13 protein-coding genes are annotated in these 10,947 nt (G+C 61.8%); all 13 read right to left on the bottom strand.

Annotated elements, in window-relative coordinates; genetic code table 11:
- Positions 1-40: 40 nt before the first annotated feature.
- Complete coding sequence (locus tag SLQ30_RS32565; protein WP_319451174.1) at positions 41-403, bottom strand: hypothetical protein; 363 nt, start codon at positions 401-403, stop codon at positions 41-43.
- A 111-nt stretch (positions 404-514) separates the two neighbouring features.
- Complete coding sequence (locus SLQ30_RS32570) at positions 515-955, bottom strand: hypothetical protein (RefSeq protein WP_319451175.1); 441 nt, start codon at positions 953-955, stop codon at positions 515-517.
- Between the two features lie 125 nt (positions 956-1,080).
- Positions 1,081-1,677 carry a hypothetical protein gene (locus SLQ30_RS32575; protein WP_413468243.1) on the bottom strand — a complete coding sequence of 199 codons (597 nt, stop codon included), beginning with the start codon at positions 1,675-1,677 and terminating at the stop codon, positions 1,081-1,083.
- Between the two features lie 78 nt (positions 1,678-1,755).
- Positions 1,756-2,436 (bottom strand): hypothetical protein, encoded by a 681-nt coding sequence (locus SLQ30_RS32580; protein ID WP_319451177.1) that lies wholly within the window; start codon positions 2,434-2,436, stop codon positions 1,756-1,758.
- Between the two features lie 47 nt (positions 2,437-2,483).
- Positions 2,484-3,437 carry an MlaD family protein gene (locus SLQ30_RS32585; protein WP_319451178.1) on the bottom strand — a complete coding sequence of 318 codons (954 nt, stop codon included), beginning with the start codon at positions 3,435-3,437 and terminating at the stop codon, positions 2,484-2,486.
- Positions 3,434-4,432 carry an MlaD family protein gene (locus SLQ30_RS32590; protein ID WP_413468244.1) on the bottom strand — a complete coding sequence of 333 codons (999 nt, stop codon included), beginning with the start codon at positions 4,430-4,432 and terminating at the stop codon, positions 3,434-3,436. The genes SLQ30_RS32585 and SLQ30_RS32590 overlap by 4 nt, the downstream gene beginning before the upstream one ends.
- Entirely contained in the window at positions 4,432-5,532 is a 1,101-nt protein-coding gene (locus SLQ30_RS32595) for an MCE family protein (protein ID WP_413468241.1), read from the bottom strand. Before SLQ30_RS32595 ends, SLQ30_RS32590 begins: the two co-directional genes overlap by 1 nt.
- A complete protein-coding gene (locus SLQ30_RS32600; RefSeq protein ID WP_319451181.1) occupies positions 5,532-6,491 on the bottom strand; it encodes an MlaD family protein in 960 nt (319 codons plus the stop codon). The genes SLQ30_RS32595 and SLQ30_RS32600 overlap by 1 nt, the downstream gene beginning before the upstream one ends.
- The gene (locus SLQ30_RS32605) at positions 6,488-7,498 is read right to left on the bottom strand and encodes an MlaD family protein (RefSeq protein WP_319451182.1); all 1,011 of its coding nucleotides are present in this window, start codon (positions 7,496-7,498) and stop codon (positions 6,488-6,490) included. The genes SLQ30_RS32600 and SLQ30_RS32605 overlap by 4 nt, the downstream gene beginning before the upstream one ends.
- Entirely contained in the window at positions 7,495-8,478 is a 984-nt protein-coding gene (locus SLQ30_RS32610) for a Mammalian cell entry related domain protein (RefSeq protein WP_319451184.1), read from the bottom strand. The genes SLQ30_RS32605 and SLQ30_RS32610 overlap by 4 nt, the downstream gene beginning before the upstream one ends.
- A 66-nt stretch (positions 8,479-8,544) precedes the next feature.
- A complete protein-coding gene (locus SLQ30_RS32615) occupies positions 8,545-9,309 on the bottom strand; it encodes an ABC transporter permease (protein ID WP_319451185.1) in 765 nt (254 codons plus the stop codon).
- 98 nt (positions 9,310-9,407) lie between these two features.
- On the bottom strand, positions 9,408-10,262 hold the full coding sequence (locus SLQ30_RS32620) for an ABC transporter permease (RefSeq protein WP_319451186.1): 855 nt from the start codon (positions 10,260-10,262) through the stop codon (positions 9,408-9,410).
- A gap of 478 nt (positions 10,263-10,740) precedes the next feature.
- The coding region (locus SLQ30_RS32625; protein ID WP_413468242.1) for an AMP-binding enzyme at positions 10,741-10,947 on the bottom strand (207 nt) is incomplete at its 5' end.

The following is a 10,947-nucleotide window of genomic DNA, read 5'->3' on the forward strand; positions in this document are numbered from 1 at the left end:
CCAGCACAATGGCATTCATACCGGCGATGCCACGCGTTACTCAGTTCTTGAAGTGCGTGCTGCCGTAGCAGGACGCATTGCCGACGTCGAGGGTGTTCTCACAGATGAGCGATCCTCGAACGTAGACGCGGACGGTGACCCACCTCGACGGCGCGGCGCTGGGTCGCCAGTCGGCGCGCACTTCGGCACCGTCGTCGGAGGGCTGGTTTGCGTGAACGACAGTGGCGTTCAAGCGCCATGGCAATGACACGTTTTCCAGCAGGATCCGTTGAGAGTGGTCGTAATACTCGACATTGATGGTGTTGACGTACGGGGTGGTCGAGAGGACCTCGTAGGTCACGCTGTCTTCAGCGTGAGCGGCCGGGGCGACCGCCACCGCGGTCAGTGCTCCGAACAACGACACTAACGAGAGTCTTCCAACGACTACGAGTTTGCGACCGATCATTGGCCTCTCCTGGAGGGGTTGGCGCATCGCGGGGCGACGAGACCGACGCGTTGCGTTGAGCATGGACATCTAGGGGCCCGCTAACACCAGTACCGAATAGGTGATACCGATCGAGTCGTCTGACCGCACGTCTACTCCGAAGTCCGTATAGGAGCAATCGCGAAGCGCGGCATAGCCTTCCAGTAGCATCGCCTTCACCGAATCGCCGTGATCGGGCGCAGCGCCCTGAAGAATCGTGGCCTTGTTCCCGCGGTACCCAAGGTCTTTTAGCCCCGGCAAGGCATCTGCGACGGGCTCCGTCGTCCCAGTGTGATTGACGTACCCGGCATTCACCCGGGTGATGGTCGCGGCCGCCTGCTCGACGACCGGGTCATAGTGCAACGGCGCGCATGACGATCCACCGCGCAGCGACGCCGCCGCGTCCTGAACATTGGGTGCTGGATCTGCGTGCCCCGCAGGCGCTAGCAATAAACCCGCCGAGAGCAGGATCGTCGCCGCTGCGGACGACATCCAAGATCGGCTCCGGAGGACCTTCGTAGATGGACGGTTCCACACATCACGTCCTTGCCTGAAGATATGACGAGGCGGCCGCCCGTCCCCGTGTGGGTAGCCCATGCTCCGCTTGGCGAATGTTCTCATCGGCACACGTGCGAACGATTGATCTTGCTGCCCCAGTCCTTCGCTCTTTGGACGGCTGGGCCGGTGAACCAGTCGGGCTGATGGGCTTTGATGCCGTCGTTCACCGCGTCCAGATACTGCCAGAGGTGGAAGAAACTCTCGCCCTGGTAGAGCGGAAAGTAGTTGTCGCCCACGTAGTCCTGGGTCTGCGTGAGAGCTTGGGCCCGTGGAGCGAGGAAGGCCACCGATTGGTCGATGTTGGCGGTGACGATGGCGACCTGGTACGCAACATTGCCTACGCTGTAGTCCCAATCACTTCCCGAGCCATTGATGACCCCTGGCCCATTGGGGGTAATGCGGTTGAATTGCAACCGGTCGATCTGTCGTTTCAGGACGTCGTATTGTGCGTTGTACCACTGGCACATGTCCCGTTCTGCGTTGACGTCCGCATCGGTGACGCTCGCTCGAGTTTGGTTGTAGGGGAATGGAAACTGCGGCGCCCAATTGCTCGGCGTTGGCACCACCACCGGCAGAGGCGCAATGAGGTCGCTGTCCGGGGGTGGGTCGGCATGACAAATCGGTCCGATGACCAGAGCCGCGCATGTCAACGCCATCAGCACGCACGCCGACAACGCGCTACGACGGTCGTAGATCCTTCGCCCGGTGACGCCATTCTGCATTGGTGCCAGCACCTACTTTTGACCGACCACGGCGCCGACTCCGCCTACATCGCTAATTTGCCAGCCGCTATTGCTGTCGATCGTGACGCTGTACGTCGCGGTTGACCGTAACGGGTCCGGGTTTTGCAAGGTCTGGGTGAGCACGGACACGAAGGAGTCAACCACGTAGGTGCCGCCGGTCTGCGAGATGACCTTGGCTGCAAGCGGACTCGAAGTCGAATTCCATTGCAGCGGGACCAAGATCTGTTCCATCGACGTGCCGGCCTTGCTCAGCTTGTCCTTGAGCTCCGGGCTGGTGCCTGCGACGAGTTGAGCCTTCCACGCGTCGAGATCCTTGAAGTTCATCGCTGCCGCGTTCACCGCGTAGTCGAGTGCGATCTTCTCGGCGCGGATATTGCCTTCGGCTTGACGCGCCTGCTCGTCGAGCTTGCGATGCGCTCCCAGGTAGAACCACGTCATGACTCCGACTGCGACGACGAGCAGAACGATCACCGCCGTGACCGCAAGGCTGCGCAGGGACAGCGATATCTGCCGTCGCGCGCCCTTGTCGGTGGGCAGCTTGACATCACCGTCCGCATCGACCGACGGGGGTGCGACCGCGGAGATCTCGGTGGGCGAGTCTTCGTCGGCCGACTCGGCCAATTCGGGCTCGGTCCGTGTCGACTCCAGAACGGCTGATTCTCTTGTTCTCATCGGCGTACCTTTCTTAATTCCACTGCACGGGAGCTCATGTAGTTCCGCTAGTTCCCGGGGATCGCGACGTGCAAGGTGATCGCACCGTCTTGCGGTAGCTCTGCCAAGAAATTGGAGAGGATCTGACTGGGATCCAGGTTCATCAAGGCACCGGCAATGCTCTTGACGTGTGGCCCGAAGTTTTCGCCAAGGACCTTGAGGTCGCCGGCGTTGTTGTCCAGGAACCTCACGATCCGGTCGAGGAACGCCATGGTGTTGTTCAGCGTCTGCGGTGCGCCGGCGTAGATGACCTTGAAGGTCGAGAACAGGGTGTGCTGGAGATTCTCGCCGGTAGCTCGGACCGAAGGGGCGAGGTCAGCCAGCACCGGGCCCAGCCAGTCGGCGTTGCGCAAGAGCGTCTGAAAGTTGTCGAGAAGCGCGCGCCCTCGGCCATGCATGTCCGCGACCGTATTGTTCAGCACCTCGCTGGCGTGAGCGACGTTGGGCAGTACGGCGTTTGGGTCTGGCAACGCGACGTCCGCCTCATCGATGATGCGCTTGAGCGCGTCTGGGTCCAGCTGGTTGACGACACGAACGACGCTCGTCGTTAACTCAGATATCGATGGTGGTTGGATGACCTTGTCCGTCGCGATGCGCTGCCCGTCGTGCAGCATCGGCCCGTCCTCAGTCCGGGGCATCAGTCCGATGTAGGACTCACCGAGCGCCGACAAGTTGTCGAGTCGCACATCGGAGTCGACTGGTACGCGATAGCGGCCGTCGACGTAGAAGTCGATGGTCGCCTGGTCGACGGATGACGTGATGTCGCTGACCTTGCCGACCGGAACACCTCGCAGCAAGACGTTCGACCCGACGACCAAGCCGTTGACGTCGGGCACGGTCATGGAGACGTTCGTGCGGTCCGACGGCGGCCCGATTCGAATACCCAGCGACCCGACGTACGCGACGGCGAGTGCGATCATCGCCGTGAATGCGATGAACGACAACAGATCTCGTAGTTTCATTGTGTCATACCCAAGATCCGCAGCACGTCTTGCACGTTTCCGGAGAGTTCCCGTCCATCGGGTCCGACGATCGACGTGATGTTGATCGCCGGATACTTGTCTGCGGGAAGAAAGACGTCGGTCAGGAGTCCTTGATATGCGGGATACTCCTTCTCGAAGGCCCACTTCGAATGTTGAAGGGTGCCAAGGGCATCGGCGAGTGAACTGAGGAACGGCACTAGATAGAAGCCCTCGGAGTAGAAGCTGCCGACGCGCGGAATGCCGGTGGCGATGGCGACGGTGACGTCCTCTGTCACGCGGTCGAAACCGAGCATGCCCTGCGGGGTGAACCAGTGCTGGAATTGTCCGGCGCGGTTGTTCAAGACTTGAGCCGTGCCGGCAGCACCGTCCAGCAATTTGTCGACGTTGTCCATGTTGTCGGACAGGTCGGACAGGTCGACCGCGACCCGGGAGGCCATCGCACGTACCGCACCGGGATCCGACGGCGTCACCCGATTGAGTCCGAGGATCGTGTTCTGAACGCGCTGAATGGATCCGCTCGACACGAAGTTCGCCATACTCGCGATGGTGTCTTCCAGTTGCGGCGGTGTGGTGGTCTGCGCGAGCGGAATCGTGCCACCGGGTTTCAAGGGCGGAGCCGATTGCTGGTCGCCCTGGGCGGGTTCGAGCGCGACGGTGACATCGCCCAGCACGGTGGCTTGCTGCAGCGCCGCGTGGGCGTTCGCCGGCACCAAGGCGCTGGGATCGATGCGCGCCGTGACGTCGACGCGGCGGTCCTTGAGTGCCACGTTGGTCACGACTCCGACGTTCGTACCGTCCAATGTCACCTTCGCGTGATCGGGAAGGTTGAGCACACTGGCGAACTCGACGACGATGTCATAGCCACCGCTGTATGCGTTACCGGGTTGCGGCAGCGAGTTGACGTTGATGGACGCGCAGGACGACAGCACCGCTGAGCTGGCGACAACCATGGCCGCGAAGGACATTCGGCGGATCATCGCTGCGCCGCCAGGGTGAGCACGTACTGGAGCAGTGCGGCATCGACCGCATATGGCTGACCCTGCACGTTTGCGCAACTGCCTGGCAGCTGAGCATTCATGATGTTGCACGTCGCGACGCCGTCTGGTGAGCGGATGCGGTAGAGCGGTGGCCGGTAGGTGAGGGTGGTCCACTGGTGGTTGTTGATGTGATTGACCGCCGCGTTGATCCACGGCGGTATCACGTTGAGCAGATTCGCGATCCGAGGCGCGTGCGCGCTGAGCTTTCTCATGGCAACCGCCGTGCTGTCAAGCGTGAACTGAGTTTCAGGACCGATTTCGGTTTCGAAATCCGAGAGCATGCCGATCAGCGGTGGAAGCGAATCCATGAGCTTCCAGGCACCCGGTAATGCTGCTGCGAAATCCGGTGTCGTCTCTCGTGCGTCGTACAAGACCTGCTTCAGCGGCGCCCTGATCTCGCTCACCGTCGAGGTCAGTTGTGCGAGGTTGGTGACGATGGACCCGACGTCACTGATCGCTTGGTCGGGGCTGTCCAGCACCGCCGACGACGTGGTTAGCAGCCGGTTGACACCAGCGCCGTTGTCGTGGAGCGCCTGATCCAGTTCGTTCACAGCATCGCCGATGTTCGTCGACCCCTGTGGATTGATCGAGTTGACGAAAGTCGTTGCCGAGCCGATCACTTCGGACAGGCTCTTGGGGGTCGACGACCTGGCAAGCGGAACACACCCACCTGCCTGTAACTGCGGTCCCGACTCGAAGTTTCCAACCAGTTCCAGCGACCGGTCGGCGAGGATCGACGACGACCTGATGATCGCCTTGACGTCTGCCGGAAGTCGACGAGCGTCGGTCACGGTGAAGTCAACGCGCACGTCGCGTGGGCTGGGGGTGACGCTCTTGACGGTGCCGATTTGATATCCCATCTGCGTGACTGGGTTGCCGGCGTAGAGCCCAATGCTGTCGGGCATGATCGCGCAGTAATCAGCAGCGGCCTGGCGCTCTTGATGCGACGCGCACGAAGTGCTTGCGGCAGCCAAGGCCGCAGCGGTCACAGTTGTTGCCATGGAACGACATACACGGCGCCAGTCGGAATTCGCCATCAGCAGGCACTCCCCGGTACCGGAATACACATGTCGGTGGCGAGCAGTTCCGGAGGCGCGTTCTGGGCGTCGAGCACCCGTTCGAGCTTGTTGCGAATCAGGCGCAGCGACCGAACCGACACGCCGGCGCGGTCGTCCCAGAAGCGTGCCTTTGCTTGCCAGTCGCGGACCTTCTCGAGGGCCTCGTCACGATGCTCCTGGTAGAACCCACCCAGCTGGCCAAGCACCTGCAAGATGCCCCCTACCCCCGTGATGGCGGCGCTGAGTCCCTTGCTGTAGACGACGAGTGTCGCTTCGAGGATGGACACCTTGCCGACGAGCTGTTTCAGCTCGTCGCCGAAATCCTTCAAGCTCCTGATGTATTCGTCGGACATACTCAGGATTTCCGAGAGTTGATTGCGTTGTTTGTCGATCGTCGAGGTAAGGCTGTTTCCCGCGTCGATGATCGCGGACAGCGACTGGAGATTCGTGCCCGCGAGGCCCTGCCGGACTTGGTCCAACGAGTCCTTGATCGGCTGTGGGTGGAGGTTGTCGGTGATCTTCGTCGCTTGAGCCAGCGTCTGAATGAGGCTGTACGGCATCGTGACCCGCTCCACCGGAATGGGATTCACACCCAGCGAGATGCTTCCCAGTGATACGAGGTTGACGTAGTAACCACCGACGACGGTGAGCATGCGGACCTGCACCTGCGACTGGTCTCCGACGAAGGCATCACCGTCGACCTGTGCCCGTACCCGCACCCGATTCTGTTCCAGGGAAAGGTCCGCTACCTTTCCCACCGTGATCCCCGCGATTCGCACCTCGTCGCCGGCACGGATCGACGCTGCATCCTCGGTATAGAAGGTGACGACCTTCTGGCCTGGGGGCTTGATGTACAGCATGGCCGCGACCAGCGCCAGCACCGTCGCCATCACCAATGCACCCACACCCCACAAGGTCGGGTTTCGCAGCAATTTCACGGATTGCACAACACGACCCTCTGCCCATTGAGAAGTACATCCATTTGCTCCGGCAGCTGGGCATGACCGTGACTGCACGGCACGATCGGAGGCGTCTCAGACGGCTCGGGAACGTTGTCCCACATCACCGGAACGAATTTGAGCGCTTCGATGAAGTTGTCCACGTTGGTGGATGCCCGGTCCAACGCGTCGTCGATCTCGCTTGGCGGCATTCCAGGCGTGAAGCCGGCGCTACTCAACACCCGCAGCACACCGGAGGTGAATCCGGGACCGTACAGATTCGACTTTCGAAACTCATCTATCACCTGCAATGACCCGTCGATCGGCCTGTTGAACCAATCCAGAATCTTGATCAGGTCGTCTGAATGTCCCTTGAGGGCAGATGCCGTTTCGGAGAGATTGCGCACCAACGTTGCGATGACGTCCTGGCGATTCGACACGAACTCGGTGAGCTTGCGGATGCTGTCGAGCATCGGCGCGAGGCCACCTCCATCACCGTTCAGATAGTTGACGGCGTTCGCGGTGAAGACGTTGAGGTCGTCGGGACTCAACGTGGCGATTACGGGCTGCAGCCCGTTGAACAATGAGGTGATGTCGAACGAGGGTTGCGTCATCGCGCTGGGTACGTCCGCCACCAGATCGGACGACGAATAGTGCTCCGCAGGGTCCACCACGTCGACATACCGCGCGCCCGTCAGCGCCTGGTACTTGATGGCGAGCCGACTCGTAGGGACCACGCCATATCGCGAATCGAGTCCGAACCCGACCTTGGCCAAGCTCTGGTCGTTCCGGCGTTCGAGCGCAACCGATTCCACCTTCCCCACTCGGACTCCGAGTACGCGGACGTCGGCACCCACGTGCAATCCGGAGGCATCGGTGAAGTAAGCGGTGTACGGGTGCGTGGTCACCGCCACCGGTTGGGAGATGACGTTCACGGTCAGGATGAGCAGGACGATCGCCGCGATGCCGCTGAGCAGCACTCGCCACAACGCGGCCAAGGGCTTCACTGCGGCCCCCCGATGGCAGCAAGTGGCGCCGCGACGCCCGGCAGGCTGTCGAGGACGATATGGACCTGAACTGCCCGCTGGCCCGGGGCCCCGGCGTATAGCGCCTCGAAACGCGTTCGCAGGTCAGCCAATTCCTGCCCGATGGCGTCGGGCCTGATGAGCCCTGGCGCGATGCTGGTGAGTGCCGTTGCCAAGTCGATGAAGGGAAGCAACTCGGTCATGTGCCTGCCCTCGAGAATCCCGAACCTGTCGAAGAGCGCCTTCGTTCCGAGATCAGTACTCAACAAGACCCGATTGCGGTAGAAGTCCTCGGTCATGGTGTCGAAACCGGAGTGGTCCAGACGATCGAGGGCATCGAGGCCTGCGTCGCTAATCGAGGGCAGCGCAACACTCAAGCCCGTCGCATTCGTCAAGAGCTGCGAAGTCGAAACCGTCTGCACCTTGACCAGAGCGTTGGCTGAGACCACGACGGTCTCGATCAGCGGGTCGAGCGCGTCGGTGTACCGAGTTGCCCGGTCGATAACGTTGATCAACTGCGGTGTCAGCGAGGCACTGGACACCGCACCCAGTCGCGACAGCAACGTCTGCATGGTGAAGTTTCCGGTCGGCAATGTGTCTATCCGAGTGCCGTTTCGGAGTGCCCCTCCGCCAGCGCCCGGCATCAAGTTGATACCGGTGACACCGAAGTAGTTGACCGGCCGAAAGTCGATGTTCATCGTGTCGGTGAGCCCCGCGACCGGTCCGTCGTGCAAGTCGGCGTCCAGTCGCACGCCCCCCTGAGACAATCGGGAAACGGCCGTGACCTCTCCGACCTTCACTCCGTGCATCACCAGCGCCGTGCCAGGGGCGACGCCTTGACCGACGTACGGAGTGTCTATCACCACCGAGACAATGTTCTTCTTGTCGCTGCCAAAGGGATTGAACACGACGATCAGCCCCGCCACGGCAACGATCGTCAGCACCACGGCTGCGCCGATCATCGTCAGTGTTCGCGCCTCCGATTCCGCGGAAGTGTGTAGCAGCACGTGGTTTTCACCTACCTTCTGTCAGCCCTTGAACACGAACACCGGTCGGAGGCCCCACAACATCACGGTGAGCGTGAAATCCAGGACCAAGATCATGACCAGACTCGCCCGAACGGCGCGCCCGGACGCCCGGCCCACTCCGACCGGACCTCCCGTTGCGAAATATCCGTAGTAGCAATGGATCAAGGTCACCGCCGTGCAATAGACGACCACCTTGATCACCGAATACACGAGGTCTTGGGGCGTGATGAATTCGATGACGTAGTGGCTATAGGTTCCGCCGGGCTGGTCGTGAAACACCCGGATGACCAGACCCATCACGAACAGGGTTGTCACCAGGGTCACGACGTATCCAGGAATCACGCACAGGAGCCCACCGATCAGCCGTGTACCGACCACGAACGGTATGGGCCGCAGCGCCATTGCTTCGACTGCATCGATCTCGTCGGAGATGCGCATGGCACCGATCTCGGCCGTCATCCGACACCCGGCTTGGGCCGCGAACGCGATCCCGCCGGCCAGCGGTGCGATCTCACGAATGGATCCCACACCGGCGACAATCCCGGACAGTGGGCCAAACCCGATGATGTTCAAGACCGAAAACGACTCGATGGCCACGACGGCGGCGACCGCGATGCCGAGGAGCAGCAACACGCTCACCACGCCGCCATCGACGATGATCGAGCCTCGACCCCAAGCGAGGCTGTTCATTTGCTGCAGTGTCTGTCGTCGGTATCGGCGGATCGTCAATGGCACGGACCAGAACGTCTGGGCAACGAACACCACCCATTGCCCTGCGGTGCGAAACACCTCGCGAAGCGGTTGCGCCGCGATCACGCGGGTACCGAAGTCCTTGGATATCGTCGCCGTACGTCCACTAAGCACTATGCCACCGCCATCGGCGAGAACATCGTCTCCAGTTGTGTCAGCGCGAGATTCGCGAAAACGATGCCCACGACGTTGAGCACGACCGATGAGTTCACGGCATCGGCGACGCCGCGCGGGCCGCCCTCGGCCTCCATTCCGCGCAGTGACGATATGGTCGCCACGATCGCAGCGAAGACCATGATCTTGCCGATAGCGAACCAGACGTCCACCGGTTTCGTGAACGTCCCGAACGACATCCAGAAACTGCCAGATGCCAAATCGCTAACCGTGACGGCCAATACGAATGCCGCCGCCGTCCCCGATGCGATGATGACCGCGCACAGAATCGGAGAGATCAGCAGTAGAGCGAGAAACCGCGGAACTACTAGGCGCCGGACCGGGTCGACGCCGAGTACCCGCATCGCGTCGAGTTCCTCACGAATCGCCCGGGCACCGAAGTCCGAGGCGATGGCCGAAGCCGCCGCGCCACCCATCAGAAGGCCGGCGGTGATCGGCGCTCCCTGCCGTATGACGCTCACCCCTCCCGCTGCGCCAAGCAGCGAACTCGCACCCACCTGATTGACCAGTCCAGAAGTCACAACGGTGATCAATGCACCGAACGGGATGGCCATCAGGAGCGCAGGTACCGCCGTCACCTTCAGCAATGTCCACGCCTGCACCACGAGCTCACCGGCGGGTAGCCGAAACGCAAACGTGTCAATGACCGTGTAACGCAACACGTCCACCAACAGCTGCACGCCGCGCCCGGTCGTGGCTGCACTTCGTACCGGGATCGTGCCCACCCGCGTCGCCGTCCGGCGCGCTTTGCTTGCCGAGGCCGATCGGCGCGTTGGTTCGTCGCGCCTGCTCAGATTCGGGGCGGGATGCCGTGGGTCGTCGGTGACGATCAATGCGGGGCTACTCACCTAGGTGTTCGCCTTCATTTGCATGTCGTCGAGCCAGCGTCGTTGAGTCGGCTAACCGCAACGCTCGCGGTGCGCCAACCCCGACGTGTCCGACCGGGCCGCTCACCTGCCAGTCGACGGCCCCCGTCGCGCCGCACCTTTGCGTTACCTGCACGGAATGACCCTAATGGTTACGCTAGTTTAACGCAATGACCTTCGGACAAAGGTCCATGATGTTTGCGCCACATATTGGCCATGACCCCTCCGCTCGGCGCGCGGAAGTGCTCGTCAGCAGCATCAATGCCGGTAGAGGCAGGTTCGTCCGGAAGTGCGAACTTGCCAGCCGATCACATCTTGAGGGGCACCAAATACTCATGACCTTTAAGGCCGTGGAGGTCCGCGGAGTCCGGCTACGACCCATCGGGTCCCTCGCGTGCCTGCGTCACTACTTGCTGGCGCGGATGGCCTCGAACACGCTGGGATCCAAGAGCGTTGAGGTGTCGCCGAGCTCACGCCCCTCGGCGACATCACGCAACAACCTGCGCATGATCTTGCCGCTGCGGGTCTTGGGAAGCTCGGGCACGACGTGGATCTCGCGGGGCCGGGCGATGGGGGAGATCTCGGTGGCGACCTGCTTGCGCAGCTCGTCGAC

Source organism: Mycobacterium sp. RTGN4 (assembly GCF_033804635.1).
Lineage (GTDB): Bacteria > Actinomycetota > Actinomycetes > Mycobacteriales > Mycobacteriaceae > Mycobacterium.